This is a genomic window from Mesorhizobium sp., from assembly GCF_005063415.1.
Classification (GTDB): domain Bacteria; phylum Pseudomonadota; class Alphaproteobacteria; order Rhizobiales; family Rhizobiaceae; genus Mesorhizobium.
Genome location: NZ_SUEG01000012.1, coordinates 1 through 20168, shown reverse-complemented (window position 1 = coordinate 20168; position 20168 = coordinate 1). Strand labels below are relative to the sequence as shown.

Annotated in this window: 17 protein-coding genes; 6 read left to right on the top strand and 11 right to left on the bottom strand. The window is 58.0% G+C overall.

Annotation, left to right across the window (positions count from 1 at the left end):
- Positions 1–325: 325 nt before the first annotated feature.
- On the top strand, positions 326–1162 hold the full coding sequence (panB, locus tag E5W70_RS05725; protein ID WP_292655082.1) for a 3-methyl-2-oxobutanoate hydroxymethyltransferase: 837 nt from the start codon (positions 326–328) through the stop codon (positions 1160–1162).
- The gene (panC, locus tag E5W70_RS05720) at positions 1159–2046 is read left to right on the top strand and encodes a pantoate--beta-alanine ligase (RefSeq protein ID WP_292655079.1); all 888 of its coding nucleotides are present in this window, start codon (positions 1159–1161) and stop codon (positions 2044–2046) included. The genes panB and panC overlap by 4 nt, the downstream gene beginning before the upstream one ends.
- A 327-nt stretch (positions 2047–2373) precedes the next feature.
- On the opposite strand, the gene E5W70_RS05715 is transcribed toward panC, so the two are convergent.
- The 11 genes from E5W70_RS05715 to E5W70_RS05665 all read right to left on the bottom strand — a co-directional run bounded on the left by E5W70_RS05715 (position 2374) and on the right by E5W70_RS05665 (position 15120).
- The gene (locus E5W70_RS05715; protein ID WP_292655077.1) at positions 2374–4395 is read right to left on the bottom strand and encodes a PAS domain S-box protein; all 2022 of its coding nucleotides are present in this window, start codon (positions 4393–4395) and stop codon (positions 2374–2376) included.
- Positions 4392–5156 carry a response regulator gene (locus E5W70_RS05710; RefSeq protein ID WP_292655074.1) on the bottom strand — a complete coding sequence of 255 codons (765 nt, stop codon included), beginning with the start codon at positions 5154–5156 and terminating at the stop codon, positions 4392–4394. Before E5W70_RS05710 ends, E5W70_RS05715 begins: the two co-directional genes overlap by 4 nt.
- 576 nt (positions 5157–5732) lie before the next feature.
- Positions 5733–5864, bottom strand: coding sequence for a hypothetical protein (locus E5W70_RS05705; RefSeq protein WP_292655073.1), 132 nt, complete (start codon positions 5862–5864; stop codon positions 5733–5735).
- A gap of 53 nt (positions 5865–5917) precedes the next feature.
- The gene (locus E5W70_RS05700) at positions 5918–6580 is read right to left on the bottom strand and encodes a DNA ligase (RefSeq protein ID WP_292655070.1); all 663 of its coding nucleotides are present in this window, start codon (positions 6578–6580) and stop codon (positions 5918–5920) included.
- A gap of 173 nt (positions 6581–6753) precedes the next feature.
- Positions 6754–7092: a hypothetical protein gene (locus E5W70_RS05695; RefSeq protein ID WP_292655068.1), complete on the bottom strand. Its 339-nt coding sequence runs from the start codon at positions 7090–7092 to the stop codon at positions 6754–6756.
- Positions 7093–7110: 18 nt separating this feature from the next.
- Complete coding sequence (locus tag E5W70_RS05690; RefSeq protein ID WP_292655066.1) at positions 7111–7671, bottom strand: ATP-binding protein; 561 nt, start codon at positions 7669–7671, stop codon at positions 7111–7113.
- Positions 7672–7673: 2 nt separating this feature from the next.
- On the bottom strand, positions 7674–10040 hold the full coding sequence (locus E5W70_RS05685) for a SpoIIE family protein phosphatase (protein WP_292655064.1): 2367 nt from the start codon (positions 10038–10040) through the stop codon (positions 7674–7676).
- Positions 10037–11215 carry a class I SAM-dependent methyltransferase gene (locus tag E5W70_RS05680; RefSeq protein ID WP_292655062.1) on the bottom strand — a complete coding sequence of 393 codons (1179 nt, stop codon included), beginning with the start codon at positions 11213–11215 and terminating at the stop codon, positions 10037–10039. The genes E5W70_RS05685 and E5W70_RS05680 overlap by 4 nt, the downstream gene beginning before the upstream one ends.
- Entirely contained in the window at positions 11212–11754 is a 543-nt protein-coding gene (locus E5W70_RS05675; RefSeq protein WP_292655060.1) for a ubiquinone biosynthesis methyltransferase UbiE, read from the bottom strand. The genes E5W70_RS05680 and E5W70_RS05675 overlap by 4 nt, the downstream gene beginning before the upstream one ends.
- A 153-nt stretch (positions 11755–11907) precedes the next feature.
- Positions 11908–13557 carry a bifunctional diguanylate cyclase/phosphodiesterase gene (locus E5W70_RS05670; protein ID WP_292655057.1) on the bottom strand — a complete coding sequence of 550 codons (1650 nt, stop codon included), beginning with the start codon at positions 13555–13557 and terminating at the stop codon, positions 11908–11910.
- 420 nt (positions 13558–13977) lie between these two features.
- Positions 13978–15120, bottom strand: a complete 1143-nt coding sequence (locus tag E5W70_RS05665) for a helix-turn-helix domain-containing protein (protein WP_292655055.1) — start codon at positions 15118–15120, stop codon at positions 13978–13980.
- A 231-nt stretch (positions 15121–15351) separates the two neighbouring features.
- Between E5W70_RS05665 and E5W70_RS05660 the strand changes: the two genes are divergently transcribed.
- From E5W70_RS05660 to E5W70_RS05645, 4 genes are all read left to right on the top strand, one after another.
- A complete protein-coding gene (locus tag E5W70_RS05660) occupies positions 15352–15651 on the top strand; it encodes a hypothetical protein (protein WP_292655053.1) in 300 nt (99 codons plus the stop codon).
- A 620-nt stretch (positions 15652–16271) separates the two neighbouring features.
- On the top strand, positions 16272–17045 hold the full coding sequence (locus tag E5W70_RS05655) for a DUF4145 domain-containing protein (RefSeq protein WP_292655050.1): 774 nt from the start codon (positions 16272–16274) through the stop codon (positions 17043–17045).
- A gap of 1229 nt (positions 17046–18274) precedes the next feature.
- A complete protein-coding gene (locus E5W70_RS05650) occupies positions 18275–18454 on the top strand; it encodes a hypothetical protein (RefSeq protein ID WP_292655048.1) in 180 nt (59 codons plus the stop codon).
- Between the two features lie 204 nt (positions 18455–18658).
- Positions 18659–19183: a helix-turn-helix transcriptional regulator gene (locus E5W70_RS05645; RefSeq protein ID WP_292655046.1), complete on the top strand. Its 525-nt coding sequence runs from the start codon at positions 18659–18661 to the stop codon at positions 19181–19183.
- Positions 19184–20168 lie beyond the last annotated feature (985 nt).

The window sequence follows — 20168 nt, the reverse complement described above, 5'->3', positions numbered from 1 at the left end:
AATGAAAAACGATCCTATTTCATGAAAATTGATGCTGCAAGACGAATTTTCCGAAAACCGATTCTAAATGCGGCGTTGATGCGCCTGCATGGCTCGGCCGAAGCACACCCCTGAGACCGCCACCACGCTGATTGCTCAAAACAATCACAACAAGGGTACTGCGAAACTCGGCCGAAGCAGCAGAAAATGGCAGCCTTCAGCCCTTGGTTTGAAGCGCTTCGCAACGCACCAACTTTTCCGATGCGGTTTGATTTTGGCCTTCGCAACTGCACAAAACTATGCAAAACCGTTGACCGCTTAAACCTGACGCATGGGAAATGTGCCGATGAGTGTGGCGGTAGAAACGAAGGCGTTGACGCCGCCGGACATCGCGGCCAGCAAGGGCAAGGATCCGGTCGTCTGCTTGACCGCCTACACCACACCCGTTGCGCAGCTCGTCGACAGATATTGCGACGTCGTGCTGGTCGGCGACAGTGTCGGCATGGTGCTTCACGGTCTGCCCTCGACCCTCGGCGTCACGCTCGACATGATGATCATGCATGGCAAGGCCGTGCGACGCGGTCTTGAGCGCGCGTTGATGGTCGTTGACATGCCGTTCGGCTCCTATGAAGAAGGCCCCGAACAGGCCTTTCGCAACGGCGCGCGGCTCATGGCGGAAACCGGATGCGCCGCCGTCAAGCTGGAGGGCGGCGAGAGCGTGGCTGAGACGATCCGCTTTCTCACTGCTCGCGGGATTCCCATCATGGCCCACGTCGGGCTGACGCCGCAATCGGTCAATGTGTTCGGGGGCTATAAAGTCCAGGGCAGGGGCGGAGATGGCGACAGGATTTTTCGCGACGCCATTGCTGTTGCCGAGGCCGGCGCGTTCAGCATAGTGCTGGAAAAGGTCACGGAGCCGCTCGCACGGAGAATAACCGAGAGAGCCACAATTCCCACGATCGGCGTCGGTGCCTCGGACGCCTGCGATGGGCAGATCCTTGTGATCGACGACATCTTGGGCATGTTCACCGGTTTTCGGCCGAAATTTGTGAAGCGCTATGCTGAACTGGGCTCAGCGGCCGAAGCTGCCATTGCGGCCTACGCGGCTGATGTGCGGGAAGGGCGCTTCCCAGCGGCCGAACATCTCTTCGCCGATGCGCCGAAGGCCGGAGATGTCCCATGAGCGTGCCGATTGTCCGCACCATTGTCGAACTTCGTGCCGTTGTGGCGGGATGGCGCCGTTCTGGTGCCAGTATCGCCGTGGTGCCCACCATGGGAGCCTTGCATGAAGGGCATTTGAGTCTCGTGCGTTGTGCGCTTCAAAAGGCCGATCGTGTGATCGTGACGCTGTTCGTCAATCCCAAGCAGTTCAACAATGCCGCGGATCTTGCCGCCTATCCCCGCACCGAAAACGAAGACGCTGCAAAACTCACTCCGTTGGGCGCACACCTGCTCTATGTTCCGAACGCGACTGAGATGTATCCTGACGGCTTCACCACGACCGTGTCCGTGTCCGGCGTCAGCGAAGGCCTGTGCGGTGCGTTCCGGCCTGGCCATTTCGATGGGGTGGCGACCGTCGTTGCCAAGCTCTTTCTGCAGACCGGCGCTGATTTTGCTTTTTTCGGAGAGAAGGACTTCCAGCAGCTTCTACTTATCAGGCGCATGGTCCGGGACCTGGACATTCCGATCACCATCGTCCCCTGTCCGACAGTCCGGGAAGCCGATGGTCTCGCCTTGTCATCGCGCAATCTCCGGCTCTCGCCGGCAGAGCGCGCCGTTGCCCCAAGGCTCGCATCGGTCCTGCGCGATACGGCGGAGGGGCTCTCGAACGGCTCTCCGGTCCTGCCAACGCTTGCCGAAGCGCGCGCAGCGATCCTGTCCGCAGGCTATCGCCAGGTCGAGTACCTGGAACTCCGTGGCGAGGCAGATCTGCAACCGATAGCAAGCATCGATCAGCCGGTCCGCCTGCTCGCAGCCGCCTGGCTCGGTCAAACACGGCTCATTGACAACATCAGAACACTGCCGGCTTGCCAACTCCCAAATGAGTCGCTGCGGATACCCCGCTAGGGTGAAATCCAGCTCCTGCCGCGAACGCGATTTTGCGCGGCTCATCTCCATGTCAGCCTGCTTGTCGGACACTCAGGATAGCGGAGCGTTCTCTTAGGGCGAATACGGCATGTGCCAAACAAAGCTAACACAGCAGCGGAGCCAAGGGGCGACGCCGAAATGATTGCGCGCGTGGTCATCTCACGCCTACAGCGACGGCGCCTTGGTCGCGAGGAATTGCTTGAAGCCGCCCGGCTTGCCGCCAGGCGTTGCGCTCTCGACCATTTTTACGATCGAGCAGTGGGCGGGTTCGCATAGGATTTCGCATCGACGCAATTCAGGGCGGAGTTACGTGTCATCTGCAAGAAGCCGGACCAGGCGGGACACGTCCTCCGGGCGGAACGGCTTCTCGATAACCGGGCACCCGGTCCGCTCGAGGAACCGGCCGGCGGCCGGGCCAAGTGTATCGCCGGTGACAAAGCCAATACGGCGTGCAAGATGAGGCTTCGCCTCCTGAAGCCAGTAAAAAAATGACGGCCCATCACCATCGGCCATTCGGATGTCGCAAAGGATGACGTCATAGTCATTGGTGCGCACAAGCTCTTTCGCGTCCTCGCCACTCGGTGATAAGTCGCAGGTGAAACCCTCCCGGTCGAGGAGTTCAGCAAGAATGCCTGCGATTTCGTCTTCGTCGTCAACGACAAGAGCCCGCCGGACATTGGGTTCGGGCGTCGTCTTGTCGATCGGTTCAGGAATTCTTTCGATTGCCCACATCGCGGCTGCACCGACCGGGATCTCGACGAGGAAAGAGGCGCCCCGGCCCAATTGTGATGCCTGCAGAACCAGGCTTCCCCCTTGGGCCTCGATCAGACCCCGGGAAACGGCCAAGCCGATACCCGTACCAACACCTTGCGGCTTCGTGGTGAAGAACGGATCGAAAATGCGATTGCGGATCTGCTCCGGAACGCCCGGGCCGTTGTCGCTGACGGTCAGGGCGACTGTGGATCTGGCAGGATCGTACCGAACGGCCACGGTGATCCGGCGCGGGCCAGAGATTTCCTCGAGCGCCTGTTGGGCGTTGAGGACGAGATTAACCAGAACCTGATGGATCTGGTCGCCATCGGCCCAGACGCGCGGCAGGCCGGGCTGGACGTCTTTGCCAAGTTCGATGCCACCCGTTTTGAGGCCATAGGAAAGAAGGTCTATCGCCCCATCAACCAAAGTGGAAAGGTCAACCTCACGCCGCTCGCCAGCGCGCTGACGGGCCATGGCGAGAAAAGTGCGCACTATTCGGGCACAGCGCTCCGCCGCGGCTTCGATTTTTGCACCGCGCTCGGCGATCTTGTGGAGGTCGGCATCGCGCAGCGGCGAAGAGTTGGCAGCTTCACGCAGCATGAGCGCCTGACCGGTGACAATTGAAAGCGGGTTGTTGAGCTCATGCGCGACACCGGCGAGCAGCGAGCCTAGAGCCGCAAGCTTCTCGCTCTGATGCAGCGCGTCGCGCTGTCGCTCGATCTCCTCCTGGGCACGGCGGACCTCGGTCAAGTTACGAATATGAGCCGTGAACAACCTGCGGTCTGGGAGCCGCACGTCCGTTATCGCTAGTTCTACCGGAAGCAAGGAACCGTCGGAACGCATTGCTTCGATCTCAAACCGGCGGCCTAGGACCGCCGCTTCACCGGTGACCATGTAACGTTCCATGCCGGCATGGTGTCGAGCACGCAGGTGCTCAGGAACGATCAATTCAGCGATCGGCTTGCCGACAACCGCTTCGCGGCTATAGCCGAAGGCCGTCTCGGCGGCGGGATTGAATTCGACGACGCGGCCGTCTTCGTCGATAACGATAACGCAGTCGAGCGCGGATGCGATGATCGCGGAGGACATGGTTTCCACTGCGGTCTGCGCTTCGAGCCGCTCGGCGAGCTCGCGCTCGCGTAGCTTGTGTTCTGTGAGGTCGAGACCGATTGCTATGACGCCCTGGATTTGTCCGCTGGCGGACATGAAGGGAACGAAGTTCTCTTGAATATAGCGCCTGCCCAGCTCGCCATAGTGCGCCCAATCTTCCCAGCGAACTCTGTCTCCAGAATAGACCTTCGCCGCGATTCCCGAGTAGGACTCATACACCGGCTGTCCGAGCACATCGGCCATGTGCTGCCCGATGATCCGATCCATCGGTAGCTTCACGAACTCGAGAAATTTGCCGTTTGCATATCGATAGGTGTTATTGCGATCGACGAATACGGCCCAGGCCGGCATCGCGTCGAGGAGGGCGCGCAGAACGCGAATATCTGGCGCGTCGAAATTGCTCGTTTGGCCCGCTCCAGCGCCTGTGACCACCTGTTCAACCAGGTCCAGGGGTTCATCCATCATTCGGGCGTCTGGGGTGGGGCAAATAGGTAACCTACACCGCGGATGGTCCGAATGACTTCGGGCTTGGCCGGGTCGATCTCGATTTTGCGACGCAACCGCGTGATGCGGATATCGATGCTTCGGTTGAAAGGTTCGGTTGCGCGGACGTAAGCGCACTCGAAAAGGTGTTCGCGGCTGAGTACGCGATGCGGGTTTTCCACGAATACTCTCAAGAGGTCTGTTTCCATTGACGTCAGGCGCTGCCTCTGGCCATCGGAAGCCACCAGGCAATGCCCGGAAAGATCGAGCATCACCCTTCCGAACGGAATCAGCCTTTCTTTCTGCGACGCCATCCGATTGGCCCCGGCAACTGGTCCCGCATTGGGCAAGTCACCCGCGTTGCCTGTCTTGAGCCGCCGCAAAACCGCCCTAAGCCGCGAGTGCAGTTCCCGCAGGTCGAACGGCTTCGTAATGTAGTCATCAGCGCCGATCTCAAGCCCGACGACGCGGTCAATCACGTGACCGGCAGCCGTGACCATTATGATCGGCACCGAGCTGGTCCCGCGCAAGCGGCGCGCGATGGCAAAGCCATCTTCGCCAGGCATGTTGACGTCAAGCATGATGAGATCCGCAGGGGCGGCTGCCAGATGAGCGTCGAGTGCCCGACCACCCTCCGCGGTCCTTACGTCAAAGCCCTGCTGGCCGAGATACTCGGCGAGCGTTTCTCGCACGCCCTCCTCATCATCAACGACGATCAGTCGCGGCGGGTAAAGCGTCGTCATGGGAGCGGCCGTACCTCGCTCTGCCCATACGCGTTGGGCGCTTCAAACCTGACCGGCTGCGCCCGCCCATGCATTCCACTCGTTCACGACCTCCTACCGCAAAGCAGACGCAGCGATCATGAGGTGGAGAGTAGCAAGTTCCCGCTGTCCTCGCCAGTGGCCGAACCAATGACGCCACACTTATGGGAACGAACGCTCCCAGGCTCTCAGCGTGCAAGCTCGTCTGGCTGTCACCGTCACCTCGCTCGATCTGATCCACTCTTTCAATTAGCAAATCTGCACATGACAGATCGCGGCATAGCGTGGCTCTACGTCGTCCTTCATCCAGATCAGTGCCTGCGTAATGGGATCGATCTGTGTCGTCGTGCTCGCCGTGCGGCAACGCCAAGATTTCGAGCAGGAAGTCATCTTTCCAGTGGGCCTCCTTCGGCAGATGGACGTTGCCGTTTTCGATCATCGGCTACTGGTCCGCCGGCTGCTCAGGGTCTGAGATCATCTGCGCAACGAGTGTACGGGCGTGCTCCGACGAGGGTTCGGTGTCCGAAGTTGACGCCCAGGCGGGGCGGCGCCGAAGCGTCAAAGCGGCGTCGAGTCTGAGATCGCCAGCTCGTCGCTATCCATCTCCTGCCCGATCGCCTCGGCGAGCGGCGTCGGGAGGTAGCGCTCACCCGTGTCCTCGTGAATGTGGAAGCGAGCATCGATGAGCATCTACAACGCTTGGGTGCTCAGCTTGCGGTTGCGCCAGAGGCGGTCGTCGACGCTCAGAAATCGGCTTCTTCGAAATATTTGGCCTTCAGCCATGTGTTCGACGGTCCACTCCTGTAGCGGCTGTCGGCGTGCCTCGAGATGATGCTCTCGAGCCCCATCTTCTCGATCGCGCGGAAGATCGCTAGCGCACTGTCCTCGAAATGCTCGCTGTACTGGATCTTGCCGAGGCCGTGCTCAACCAGTTGCCACAGCGCCTGCTTGCGCTGCAGCAGGGGCAAGGAGGCTAGATTGCGACCGTCGAGATGGAGGATGTCGAACGCGACGAACACCAGCCGGCTGGGTTCGTTCCAGATCGTGGCTTCCAGCGCGGGGTAATCGGGAGCGCCCTGGTCGCCTGGCACAATGACCTCGCCGTCGATAATGGCAGCCCGGCATGGCAGCTCGACAGCCAGCGCGATGGGCCAGTATTTCGTGGTCCAGTCACGGCCGTTCTTGTTGTAAAGACGCACGCCGTCTTTGTCGATGATGAGCTGCGTTCGGTAGCCGTCAAGATTGATCTCGTGAACCCATCCCCCATCTTCGGGCGGCTGCTCGACCCAAGTCGGGATCTGTGGCGGAATGAACTCCAGCCGGCCACCGTTGACCTTGGCACGCTTACTCAATGACGCCACCTTTGACTGCGCAGCGACGGCTAATCGGCACAGGCGGCCCGACATCCCCCCAACCCGGACGCCTGCCGCCTGTGCCAGCCCCCGCCAAGCCATTGCGAGCATCTGCGCACGTGGCCGAATTGTCGTTAGCTTCGCATCCGAATACTTATCCGGGCGTACATATCTCGCTCTTGCAGCGCTCTTGCACGCCGCCTTTGGCTAATTTCGCACGACCTTCGTCAGTCCATCAAAAGCACCACAGCGGGATGCAGCTTCTTCAGATTCGGCAATGATTTCGATTGCCAGGGTATGTCGGGCGTTCCACGCACGACGAGTCGAACATCGGGATGCTTGCGCACCTCGATGGTAAATTTCGCCAGCAGGTTGATGCCGGAAGAGTTTAGAAAGTGAAGGTCCTTCAGATTGAGCGTAATGGAAGCGGGATTACAGGCAAGAACACTGGTCGCCAACGCCGTGATAGGCGCACCGGCCTCGGAACTGGCAAGCCGCATTGCACCGTCGAAGAAAATTTCGCTTCCTTCAGTCCACACACGGTAGTCGTCTGTCTTGATTTCCATAGCCTGGCTTCGTTTCTTCTAGTTGTGAATTTGCGAGATCGGAATAGAGGCATATGTCTCCACGCAAAGCCGATCGCTTTCGTCGGCGGCGCTGAATATCCAAGCCAGGCGTGCGCCGTAGTCGCTCATCAACGTCAGCAATCCAAGTCCGGAGCCTGCCATGTCGGGGTTGGCGGCATTCTCTTCAATTCGCTGTATCAGCAGGTCCATGGGGTCGCCAACAGTGAGATCCGCCAGGAGACTTTGGAACTTAGAGGCATCTTCACCATCGACGTCATTCGACACTTTGAGCTTGAAGCACTCCGAATCCATCGACGCCTCGATCAAGATCTCACCTGGTGCGCGAAACTTGACGGCATTTTCGATGAGTTCGTTGACCAGATATCCGATACTGTGCCGCACTTCTATGTAGTCATTGCGGGACGACCGGAAGCGCAACGCGAAAAGATCGGCGATGAAGTCCGCGGTCGTAGCACAATGACGCCAACTCAAGTCGAGAGGTCCGTCGTACAACCGCACGCGACTGGCGCTCTCCTTCATCCCGATTGCAATGTCAGGAGTACCGAACAGCGTTGTCATGGCTATTTGTGCCTTATGATCACGAGGGTGATGTCGTCGTGGATCTTCTGGACCCCTATATGGGCCATCAGATCGTCGATGATCCCGGTTTTGATGTCCTCGGCGCTGCCGCCGTGACGTTTTTGTGCGCTCTGGCAGAGGCGCTCGAACCCGAACAATTCTCTGTCTTGGGCTTCGGCCTCGGTCACACCGTCTGTGTGCAGCACGATCACGTCGCCGCTCCCGAACAGGATGTCACGCGTGGCAATGAACTTCGAGATGTCATTCTCCAAGCCAACCGGCAGACCAAGATCAATTGTATCGATACGTTCAACTTCCCCATCCGCACGCAAGACGAGAACGTCCTCATGCTGGCCGGATAGCGTTACCCGCTCATCCTCGAAGTCAAGAAAGGCCAACGAGAGATGCTTGCCGGAGTTCGTCCGCTCGATGTTCTTGTAGATTGCCCTGTTCAATCGATCGAGAAACTGGTGCGGATCCCCCTCGTTGGTCTCCTGCAGCGCACGTGCAACGGATTGGACCATCAGCATCAGCACGCCGCTCTCGAGACCATGACCGGTCACGTCGCCGATGCCGATCTTGACCCGGGGCCCGTTCTGCAGGACGTCGTAATAGTCGCCGCCGACCTCGTCGGCCGGCCGCATGTAGGCTGCGATCTCCAGCCCCGGAATCGCTTCTAGTTCGAATTGTTTCGGCAGGACCATCATCTGGATCTGTCTGGCGACCGCGAGTTCGGCACCAAGGCGAACGTTCTCGTCCTGCAGCTTTTCGTTGAGTGCGGAAATCTCCTGATTTGCGTCCCCAAGTTCCCTGGTTCGTTCGTCGACGAGTTGCTCGAGGTTTTCCGTGTGAAAGCTGATCTGCTCAGCCATGCGATTGAAAGCGACCCCTGCCGCTCCAACTTCGTCGCGCGTTGGGATGCTCACGCGGACTGAATAGTCTTTGGACTGGAGCCGCTGGGCGGCGCTGGCAAGCGCCCTGAGGCCCGCGGTGATCCGCTTCGAAATTCCGAGCACGGCGGCAAAAACAATCAGAAGCGAAACGACGATCGCGGCGATCTGAAAGAGCAGGATACGGTTGGTTGCGCGGGAAATACTCTTCTGCGCGGCGAACAGGGATGCATAGATCTCTCGTTCGGGAACGACGATCCCGACCGACATCATTTCGGACTTGATCGGTCCCGAACTCCACAGATTGGTCGGCTTCAATCTTTTGAGGACAACAATGTAGGGTACGCGTTCGCCCTTGTCGCCGAGCATGACATGCTGAATGACACCGTCATTGTTCTGGTCGAGAGGCAGCGACGCGATAGCCGGCTGCGTACTTCCGCGCAGGGACCTCTCCAGGCCGGTGACGCCCTGGGTGCCCGCATCGCTCGATGAAGTCAGGCCGATGATTGCCTGGCCTGCCGGATTGATCGCCACCACGTTGCCAGTCGACATTGTGAGAAAGCCGAACCCGGTCTCAGCGATCTTCACACGTTCGACGACTTCCGCGAGTTGATCGAGAGTGATGTCTGCTCCCGCCGTACCAGCGATACCGGTGCGATCGCGCGTCCACAGCGGGTGGAAAAAGCTGACGATTAGCTTTCCCGTGATCGCATCGGTGTAAGGCGCTGTCTGGGTGATATCGTCAGGGACCGGACGCGAGGCTGGATCCTTGGCCCATTGCTGCCATGACCCATAGATTCCCGGAAAGAAAAACTCCCAGAACTCCGCCTTGTTGTGGCCTGGATAGAGCCGGTCGAAGGTCTGTGCCTGGTCCGTATACGGTACGGTCCTGAAGATCGGCCGTTCCTTTGGACCAATATAGTACATTTGCAGTTTGGACGACCCGCTGGACATGAGCGTCGGCGCAACGAGGTCCAACACGGTGCTGTCTTCTATTTCCCGCTGAACGCTTGGCATTGGACTGTGGTCAGCGCCCAGCAGGTAGCCCCAGACGCTGACCACGGAAGGCGCTCCCGGCAGGTTCTGTGCCCAATCGCCCTGTGCGTCGTAGACGACCCTCACGGAGCCGGGCACCTCCTTCGAAAGCGTGGCCCCGACCTGTTGTTGCCTGCTTGGATCGTCGATCTGGGCCTGCAGCACGCCCGCCAGCGCCTTGACGTCCCCATGGACTCGATCGAGCAGCAGGTCGACGCTTAACGCTGTCGATTCGGCATAGGAACGAATGTATTCTTGGTTTGCGGTCGTCAGGCCCTCACCGACTTCGGATGTGGCGTCGCGCGACAGTTTTTGAACATTCCAAAGCGCCAGGCCACCGCTCAAAAGGAGATCGAACAGCACGGCGCCGCCAACGACCAATACGAATTTCGCTCGAAAGGAGCGCAGGCCGAATCGCGGTGTAGGCTCATCGTCGGCTTTCATTGCGGCCGTCGCCCCGATGCGACCCAGATCGGCCAACCCGTATAACCCTTGGGGTGGAGCGCAGCGAAAATGTGATCCTCGAAGCCCTGCCGGAACCGTGCGACGAACTCCGGTCCATCGCCGCGTCTGGTCGCCATCTCGCCCGCATAGACGTCCGCCCAGGCCGCAATGACATCGGCGAAGTCCTGCGGATCCCCGTCCAGGTTAGTGACCATGAAAGTCTCCACACGGATGTCTTCAAATCCGGCTTCGATCAGGTATCGCCGGCTCTTGGGTCCAAGCTCGACGTCCATCTCGAAATGCCCGAACAGCTTCGCCACCTCGTTGTAGGTCCAACGAATGCTTTCGGCGCGCGGCTCGCCGAGGCAATGCGAATTCTTCTCGTTGGTGATATAGACCCGACCGCCCGGCTTGCAGATGCGGTAGAGCTCCTTGAGAATGAGTTCAGGTCGATTGAAGATTTGAAGGGAATGTCGGCAGGTGACCAAGTCGAACTGCGCTTCGTCGAGCAGCATCTCCGACGCATCGCCATAGGTATATTCGATGCCCCGGATGTCGAACTCCCGCATCACTCGTCGAGCATAGTTCAGGCTTGATATGGAGTGGTCGAGGGCGACGATCCGCGACGGCTGGAACTCCTTCTGCGCGAGCACGGCGAAATCACCGATCCCGCAACAGATGTCAGCCATGACGATCCCGGACCTCATGCCGTGTCGCGGCAAGATTGCGCGCTCGTGGCGCCACGTCAACTTTGTCTGAGTGCGCAGGATGGGTACGAACCCGCCTTCCTCAAGGAAACCCTGCCCCGGATAGAATTCGGTGTCATACTCCTCGACCGTGATGTTCGGTTCGATTGCGCTCAGGCGACCGAATTTTCGCGAGGTCCATCCGACGACGCTTGACGTGATGACCACGAATTTGAGATCGGGTCGAGCGCGACAAGCGTCGATGATGATCCTCGAAAAGCTGTGAAACGCAGCGTTGTTCATCTGCGTCAGGCGCCTGACATTGACATAGAGAACGCCGCGCACATGGCCGATCGCATCGCGGAGCAATGCTATGCTCGGCCCAAGCTCATCGATCGCCTGAGGCCGGACCACTCCCGAAATGGAGAACTCCTGGTTATTGGCGTCGTATTGCGCCTTGAAGCGCGGGAGAAGGTCGTAAGGGCTCAATGTTGCAAGCCCTCAAGCGGAAGGTCCACGACAAGCTTGATTGCATCGCCGTCGGCGTCGTCGATCCAGAGTGTCGCGTTGTAGTCAACAGCCAATTCCAGGAGTACGACCTCGCGGCTCGGCGCGAGATCCCCAGACACCGAATTGAGATACCGCTCTCTGGCCTCCATTCCTGCGAACTGCGACACGGCTTCTTCGTAGAATTGGCGCTCCTCTGGCACGCAAGGAAATGTTAACTCGATCCTATCTGTCGCGCCATGGCGAGACACCCTGCATGCCAGTTCGCCGTCGGCATGGCGAGTACGAAAGGCGACTTCCAGCAATTCGTTGAAGGCAGAGGAAAAGAGATTTGAATGGTGGACCGAGTCTGACCTGTTCTGACTGATCATCCGGGCCACGTATGTCGAGACATAATCGCAATGCTTCCAAGCGGAGACAAAAGCTTTGATTTCCATGTCGATCTGGATCATCGGCTCAAAAATCGGCTCACCAGCCAGGTCATGATGAACAGGTCCCATCGGCATCCTCACTTGTTCCATCAGTATTGAGCTCTCGCGGGGTGATGGCCTCCGCGATGAAAAATTTCCCGCGCCCGTAATGAGTCAGTCTCGCACCGACTCGAAGAATTGCGCGGTATCTGCCTCGATCGTTCTACAAATCTCCGCCTCACCGTTAACGAAGGGCGCAAGGCGCTAGAGCGCTTGTTTTGATTCCTCCATCGCGCGTACCACCCTCAGCGGGGACCGCCTGATGAAACCGCTGATCGCCTCGGCTCCAAGCGGCTTTCCCAGGAAGTTGCCTTGCAGGCAATCGCAATTCTCCTTGATCAGCCACCGTGCCTGTGCCGGGGTCTCGACCCCCTCGGCAGTGACATTTATCCCGAGGCCGTGCGCCAGATTCATGATCGATCGCACGATCGTTTGGCTTTTGAGATCGGTCTCCAAGTCCGCAATAAAGTACTGATCTATCTTCAACGTATCGAAGGGAAAATTTTTAAGGTAGCCCAACGAAGAATAGTATGTTCCAAAATCGTCTAGCGATATTCGTATTCCCAAGACATTCAGCGTATTCAATGTGTCTATATTGTCGATCGTCTTCTCAAGTAGAACCCTCTCGGTTATCTCAAGTTCAAGTCTGTCGGCTTCAATCCCAACTGCGTCGACGACCTGAGCGACGGTGTCCGTCAGCGAACCGCTGAGGAACTGAGCCGGCGACAAGTTCACTGCGACTGTCAGCGAGGAAGGCCACGTCAACGCCTGGCGACAGGCTTCCTCGAGCACCCATCGTCCAATCTCGTCCATCAGACCGTCGGCTTCGGCGATCGGTATGAACACGTTGGGTGGAATGATTCCGACCTCGGGGTGCCGCCACCGCAGCAGCGCTTCGAAACCCGTCACTGACGAGGGAGGCCGAATGAGCGGCTGATACTCCAGATAAAGCTCGCCGCGCTCCAGCGCGGTTCGAAGGCTGCGCCTGAGATTCTCGCGTTGCTCGAGCAAGAGCAGCATCGAACGGTTGAATGTTCGAGCGCAGCCGCGTCCATCAGTCTTGGCCGCGTAAAGAGCAATGTCAGCGGCTTTCATCAACTGTTCGCCATCTGTCCCGTGCTCCGGCCCGAAAGCAATTCCGATACTCGAGCCGACGAACACGGGAATGCCGTTGATGACGAACGGGTCCTTGAACGCGTCGACTAGAGATCCGGCGAGGCGTTCAGCCTCTGCTGGCTGCTCCTTTCCCAATTGGATGACAGCGAACTCATCGCCGGCATACCGGTAAGCGGATTCGCCGTCTTGCAGCGCGTCGCGGATACGACCCGCCGCGAGTTGAAGAAGAGTGTCGCCTGCTCCATGGCCGAGCGTGTCGTTGACCGCCTTGAAATCGTCGAGGTCAATTTGCAGAAGGGCGGCTTTCGGCTTTGATCCGCCGAGGGCCGCCATTGCCTGCTGCAGCCGCTCGCCGAATCGCCGCCGATTCTGCAGTCCGGTCAGCACGTCGTGCGTCGCCTGATGGAGTAGAACTACATGCTCTTGTTCCTCCGCTGCGCTCCGCCCGCCGTCCTCCCTTAATTCGATGATTCCCGCACCATTTGCCGTGGTGAACACAAAAACGGACCGGTGCGCTCCGCCCGATGATCGCGGCAAGTCGATGCTGGCCGGAGAGCCACCCTGGAACACACGAAGAAATTCGTCGCGATAGCTCGTATCGAGAAAGCTCGGGTAGATCTCCCAGACGGCGGCGCCCGGCGCTACCGCGCCTCCGTACAATGCTTTGAGCCTGGCCGCGTAGTGCGTCAGGCGAAAGTCACGGTCATAGAACGACAAAAGTTCGGTCGTGTTCGCCAAAAGGTCTGCGAGAACCCCTTCGCCGACACTTGGAGCATCGCTCGAGGAAGGCCCCTCACTCTCCGTGCCGACGCCTGAAGCCTCTGAGGGCAAGAACCACCTCCATAGGCGGTGCAGACTCGCGCCCCCCAGTCTAAAAATAGCATAACTGTCAAGCTTGGCAAACTTTCAAATCGCAGTCTTAATAAGAGCCGCCCGCAGCCTAGTTCCATGTATTCTCCGCCGTGATTGGCGGCAAATTATCGATAACGATGAACCGTCACAGTTCGTTAACAAACCGTGAATTGGCCAGAATCAGCTGTGTGATTGATGCGCAGTAGGCGCGACACGAAGATATTGTGGTCCATGAGGCGGCGTGGACCTTCGCGGCCCGGGGAACCCCTCTTCTGAGTCAGCCCAATCAGCTTCGCGATCCTGTAATCAGTTTCCGAGCGCCTTGAGCCAACCTTCAAAGGAAGAGGCCTCCTTGTCTCCGGCATGCGAAACAGAGTGGGCGGGGCGCGGCAATACCACAGTACTGCGGCCTTCGCGGGGGCTGTAACCGAATTCCTTGCTGAATGCTCGGCTGAAATTAGCCGCTGAACTAAACCCAAAGGCCTCAGCAATTTCAACAATGCGCCGCCTGTCCGCTGGATCGCTAAGAGCAACATGGGCTGCCATAAGGCGGCGACTTTGTATGTAATGGAGAACGCCACCGCTCGGTTCGAACACCTGATAGAGACGAGAGCGCGATACGCCGAGCGCCCGGCACATTGAATCCGGTGTGAGATGAGCTGCATCCAAATTGTTTTGGACGTATCGACGCGCTCGCTCCATTAGGGCGACACTTCTCAATTGTTCGGCGGCCGCAGCCTGTTCGGCCGGAGGCCCGAGGCAGGCAATGATCATGCTGCGTGTTACGTGTACAATGCGGGGTAGATCGTCAGCGGTGAGACTGCGCAGCCTTGCTTCGATGCTGTTGACGTAGTCGACCAAGAGGTTGGCAAAGTTACCGGACAGAATTGAATTGTTGTTTGCATCGAGGGTTGACGCCGCATCAGAGAACAAATCACGCGGCAGATAGAGAACGAGACTTTCCGAGTCCGTTACCCTCCCGCGAAACGGATAGCCAAGTGATCTGATCTCCAACTTGCCCGGCTGGTTTTCCGCAACGCGGCGATCGATCTCCGTCCACGACCGGCCGGTACGAGGCAAGACGATATACCAGTGATCGATCGAACTGGATCGGAGCTTCGCGGCGGAACGCATGAAGCTATGTGCCGGCGCGCGCTGTTGAATCATCAGCATGCCACCGAGATTCCAAGCCGTGTGGTCGGCGGGAAAGCCATCGTTCAACGATTTGTCATCCGGCAACCTGACCTCGACAAGCGGCGCCATATGCGCTTGCCAAGCGGCGAACTGATCCTCTGGCGCCAGTTCCAGCGTCGAAAAGGGCAGAGGTTCGAACGCCGGCGCGGGCGATGGAGCGTCCTCATTGTGGGGTTGATCTTCGCGTGGCCAACGACGCCGATCACGGTCCCGCGGCTGCCCCGCACGGACCTCGTCTTGCCTCTTAGTGTCCATCGCGTGGTGCCATATCCGAATCGGGTATGCCCATGCCCGTCTCAATCATGTGGTGTACTTCGGGCATCTGGCAAGACTGGTGAACTCGAGTCGACTGAAACGGCGATCACGCTGGATTACGGCAAGAAATGCATTGCGAGATAAGTTTCTGGATGCGACGCCAACGACACTCTTCAACCTGGTGCGTATAGAATCGGGCATCGTGGAATATCAGTTGAGGAGACCACCAAAATGGCCACTAGGCTCAACAGCGAAGCTCGTCGCAGGATAATTCTGGATGGATACGGTAACAACGAGCCGTTGAAAAACATTGCGGCAAAGGTCGGATGCTCACTGGCGAGTTTGAAAGTCACCGCCAGCAAACTCGGTTGCACTCGAACTCCGAAAGAGGCAGCCGAATTTCGGCGCGGATTTCACGTCCCGGAAAACAAGCGGCAGGATTACTATAGACTTATGATTACCGGACAATATAAAGCCCGTGAGTGTGCGATTATGCTAGGATTAATAACGGAGCAATCAGGAACCAAGTAAATTGATTCCTATGCACTGCCGATGACATTGTCATTTAGACAGCCATCGCTTCAGCGGTTCATCAGCAAAAGCCCGCCGCAAGCACGGTAGCGGGCCCTGAAAAGGTTCGAACAGATGTTGCGTCGGCATTTCAATCGCACCTGCCTCAGCCCTCATGACCTGGCTATTTGCGAACGCGTGTTCGATCAGGTCTGCGCGGATGAGCATCTCGACCCTTTGGACCCGGCCGCCGAAATCTTGACAGTAATGGTTGTGGCCATTTTTCGAAATGCTCACACCAGCGAGCGCGAACTGCTTGAGGCGGTCAAGTCTCGTCGGCAAAAGGCTGCGGGAAGGCGCGTCGCATGAATCCGTTCAGTCGCGACGCGCTGTTGCCAAGGCACCGGACTTGAAATTCGCTACCAGCCATCCCTAGCCATCCCGCCGCGTACCCGCAAAGCCTTATCCCTCAACGGTTTCGAAGCTTGCTTGCGCTGTTCGTGACGCCTCGTCCCGTTCGATACCGTAGCGTTGCGTTGCAAAAAGCGTAGCAACTCGTTCCTCGGTTGTTCTGGCTCGCGCTCTCACTCATTTCCTGCGACAAGGTCTATCTAAATAGCGTGAATTACAAGGGCAGCTGCGTGAGCGAGCAGAACAGAATCGGTTCAAGGCAGAAAGCGTTCTGCGCATCGTGCAAAGGCGAGCGGAATTGTGAAATCAAAGGTCACCACCGCGTAACTGGCAGCGAAGGGAACTACGATTGGTGGAAGGATTGGTATCTGCTCGTCTGCTGCGGCTGTGATCATGTCTTTGCCCAGTCGGAGTTCACCGATTCCGAGTCGCACTATCCTGTTGGATATGACAGCGCTGGAAACGTCGAGTATGAGCACGACATTCTAGTTAAGAGCTGGCCGGCTAAATTTAAGCGCGACCGGCCTGCCTGGTTAGACAGGCTGAATAGCTACATTGAGCATGACAAATCAGCCGATCTAGAAGCTTGCCTGTTTCAGATTTATGAAGCTCTTGACCACGATCTGAATATCTTCGCAGCAATCGGGATCCGCTCTGCCTTCGATGTGGCATCGGAAGTTCTTGGCGTCGATCCAGAGCAGGCATTTGAAGCCAAGATCAAAACTATGGAGGACTCGGGCCTGATTACCCCGTTACAACGCGACGATTTCGAGGTGCTGATAAATGCCGGCAATGCTTCCGCCCATCGTGGCTGGAGCCCTTCGTTCAAGGATCTCGATCCTCTCATTGGCAGCTTGGAACACTTCATCACCGACAAATTTGTTACGCCTCAATTGCGGAAGAAGTCTGCTGACGGCGTAGCGGAGGTCCGATCTAAAGTGCCTCAGCGCTTGAAAAAGAAGAAGGACGCAGCGTTGTCGGCGCCCGGGGGCGGGCAAAAATGACCGGGCGAGCGCCTGGGAATTGTGCAAGGGTTTCACATGAGGCGAAACCGAGAAGACATACTGGACGATGACCCGATAACCTTGAAAGAGGCCGCAAGGAAGGTGCGTCAACACTCTACGCCACGATTGCTGGCTGCCCGTCGTCACGGCGCATATACGACGTTCCGTTAGCCGCCGATCGCGTTCCTATCCGCGACAATCGCGTGGTGATACATTCGCTCGATTTGGCGAATGTTTTTGTCGTCAAACTCACCGGGAAACCGGGGAGGTGGTCATGAGAATTATTACCACTCTAGCATGTGTCGCCTTGCTTGCAGGTTGCGCAACGGCGGGGCCCCCAGGGCCCCAAGGGCCTGTCGGTCCACAAGGTCTGCCCGGCAAGCAGGGACCTAAAGGTGCAATGGGGGCTGAGGGTCCAGCGGGGAAGGACGGCGTCAGCGGTTGGGAAATCACCCATTATGCAAGTGCGAGTGATACAAGCCCAGACAAATCCGCACAGGCTTGGTGTCCCAAGCCAAAAGTCGTGATAGGTGGCGGTGCCAGCGCGTCAAATTCAAATGCTCTAATTTCTAGGAGCTTGCCGGTTACTTCCCCAGCTCCGGGGTGGGTAGCACAAGCGCATGTAGCCACTACGCCCCCAACAGCTTGGACGCTGACAGCATATGCCATTTGCGCGCTTGTCAAATAGTCGGCGCTTGGCCGGGCCGGTGAACTTTGCGTTGTCGCGCCTCTGAAGGTGAAAACCTATCGCGAGTTGGTACCCGCGAGCGCGACAGGCGCGTCCCGGTGCTTAGGATGGGATCAATCTACCTGATCTGGTGGTCGAGCAAGCAACACCCCCACGACAATTAGCTGGCTTTCTAGCTAGCAGCGATGTCTAGTCCCTGAGGGAGAAGCGCTTTCTAGGGAGGAAGCATGCGAGGCAAGCGTCGCACCGTTATGGTGGCGGGGGTTCTTGGGTCGTTCTTTGGGTTTTTCTGTTGATGCTAGTCCTGCAGACCGTAGGCAGATTGCTTACTGTGCTGCCCCCCTGAGGTTGAGCTTTTCGGGAAATTGACATCCGCCGTCCGCGATACGGCTTGGCTGACTCGGTGGTGCTCGTAACGCTCGTTGAGCGGGGCGTGGTGGCGGTGGTGGTCATGGGGATCTCCCATATTTATGGTCAGTTTTGAGATAAAAGAGCTGTACGAAGTTCTGATAATCTTGCCCTTTCGTGGGAGGGCTGTGTGGTGTCGGAAACAGGTGAGCAGGAATACTATCGGCAGCTTGGCGGCATGAAGAAAATCTTAAGAAATGCATTCCGAGATAAGTTTCTGGATGCGAAGCTAACGACAATCTTCAATTTGGTTCGTATAGAACCGCGTATTGTGGAAGCGTGGTTGAGGAATCCATTTGCTTCGGGCTGGTGAAACTTTGGGCAGGGGTAGAAAATGACTCTGATCGATAGACACACTGAAGCTGCAGCTGGCAACCGATACATTGTGATGAGGACCAAGTATGACCGTGAGGCGCATACAAAGGGGCCCTCTTATGCCTATCCAGATCGTCAATCAGATCGACTGAGCGCAGGGGTCGGGGAGCCAAGAGCACGCAGCCTAGAATCCATAACCGGCATGCTTGATCGCATCGGCTGTGGCTATCTCGTGCTGAACCGCGAGAGGAAAGTGGTCGAATGGAACGCCGCCGCTCAAACCACGCTGGAGCGCCAGGGCGAAGTGGCCGATACGGCCAGCGGGCTTTCGCTGGCCTTGAGGCGGCTGATCGCGAATGTTCCGGCCCATTTCCTGCCGGGCTCACTATCGTGGGTAGTGATCCGCAGCAGCGGCGACAGGCCGGTAATATTGGACGAGAACGGGTTTATCGCTCCTGACGGAACGAGCATTGTGGCGTTGCTGGACCGCGAGAACAGGTCGGGGCCAAATCCTCAGACACTGCAAAAGATGTTTGGCTTGACGAGCGCGGAAACGCACCTCGCGTTGCGTTTGGCTCAGGGCGATGCGCCTTTGGAAATTGCCCGCAGTTGGCGCCTCAGCCGCACCACGATCCGCTCCCAGCTTGCCTCGCTGTTCGCCAAGACCGAAACGAAACGTCAGGCGGAACTGGTGGCTCTTCTTGGGCGCATTTCAGTCTTGCCATAAGGGCGTCGTTTGGATGCATCTCAGCAAACAGCCAATCCCGAAACGCTTTTGACTTCATGGGGTTCGCGGTGTCCCCTAACAAGCGACAAGTTCCGCAAACCCCGAATGCCAGTTGGCTCCCCGGACGGCGGGGAGATAGGGTACAGCCTAACTCCCGTTCGGGGCACCACTTTGGCCCGAAGTTGCAAGTTCTGTAACGAGCGGGTTTTTAGTCTACAGATTTTTCGGCTTGATCAGACTTGAGTTTTGCAGCGGTTGAATTATTCAAGCGCCGGGTGCGGCTTCGGCCGGTTCAAGTGGGTCGGTCACAGATCGCTTGTTCGACGGCTTTGCTCGGCACCGGCTGTTCGCCCTCGCTTTGAAACCAGCTTGGGCTGCATCGGCGGAATGAACTCGAGGCGGCCCTTGCACTCACTGGTTTACGCACGGAATCGAGTCTAGGCCCGATCGCACTGGCGCCTAGGGGAACGTACCATGATCATTTTATTAAATTAGCAATGATGCATGAACGGGCGTATAATCCGGCCCAGCTGGGGCGAACGCTCTCAGCCGGTAGGTAGGCCCAGCGGCCAATCGTCCCCCAAATGCCGTCGGGCTATCCCAACAGGTTATGATGGGTGACGACGTGAGACGGGATAAGCACAATCCGCCAACTATGAAAGGCAAAATCCACGGGTCGCCGGACAACGACGAACCGGGGCATTTGGAGTTCTGTCCAATGTGCGGGCAGACATTCGACAAGCGAAACCTTGTCGAAGTGCTGCATCATCACCTTCCCGAGCATGAGCCGTTCGCGATGGATAGGTGACGGACGTAGAAGCCGCCCCGGTTTTCCCGCCGCACGTGCCAGGACGGAATTCGAACTGAACCGCATAGCGCGCCGGGGGGCACGCGAGCCACTCATCCCCCGCTCACAAATTTCTACCGAACATTCCCGAGGAACAAGTCCGGCCCCTAGCTGGTTCGGTTTATGTAGCATGCAGGT

Excerpts from the sequence above, each read along its gene's own strand:
- panB (WP_292655082.1), top strand. The coding sequence starts at position 326 with ATGAGTGTGGCGGTAGAAACGAAGGCGTTGACGCCGCCGGACATCGCG.
- E5W70_RS05665 (WP_292655055.1), bottom strand. The coding sequence starts at position 15,120 with ATGGACACTAAGAGGCAAGACGAGGTCCGTGCGGGGCAGCCGCGGGAC.
- E5W70_RS05710 (WP_292655074.1), bottom strand. The coding sequence starts at position 5,156 with ATGACGACGCTTTACCCGCCGCGACTGATCGTCGTTGATGATGAGGAG.
- E5W70_RS05675 (WP_292655060.1), bottom strand. The coding sequence starts at position 11,754 with ATGGAACAAGTGAGGATGCCGATGGGACCTGTTCATCATGACCTGGCT.
- E5W70_RS05700 (WP_292655070.1), bottom strand. The coding sequence starts at position 6,580 with ATGTCGGGCCGCCTGTGCCGATTAGCCGTCGCTGCGCAGTCAAAGGTG.
- E5W70_RS05660 (WP_292655053.1), top strand. The coding sequence starts at position 15,352 with ATGGCCACTAGGCTCAACAGCGAAGCTCGTCGCAGGATAATTCTGGAT.
- panC (WP_292655079.1), top strand. The coding sequence starts at position 1,159 with ATGAGCGTGCCGATTGTCCGCACCATTGTCGAACTTCGTGCCGTTGTG.
- E5W70_RS05645 (WP_292655046.1), top strand. The coding sequence starts at position 18,659 with ATGCTTGATCGCATCGGCTGTGGCTATCTCGTGCTGAACCGCGAGAGG.
- E5W70_RS05685 (WP_292655064.1), bottom strand. The coding sequence starts at position 10,040 with ATGAAAGCCGACGATGAGCCTACACCGCGATTCGGCCTGCGCTCCTTT.
- E5W70_RS05715 (WP_292655077.1), bottom strand. The coding sequence starts at position 4,395 with ATGATGGATGAACCCCTGGACCTGGTTGAACAGGTGGTCACAGGCGCT.
- E5W70_RS05690 (WP_292655066.1), bottom strand. The coding sequence starts at position 7,671 with ATGACAACGCTGTTCGGTACTCCTGACATTGCAATCGGGATGAAGGAG.
- E5W70_RS05705 (WP_292655073.1), bottom strand. The coding sequence starts at position 5,864 with ATGCTCATCGATGCTCGCTTCCACATTCACGAGGACACGGGTGAGCGC.
- E5W70_RS05695 (WP_292655068.1), bottom strand. The coding sequence starts at position 7,092 with ATGGAAATCAAGACAGACGACTACCGTGTGTGGACTGAAGGAAGCGAA.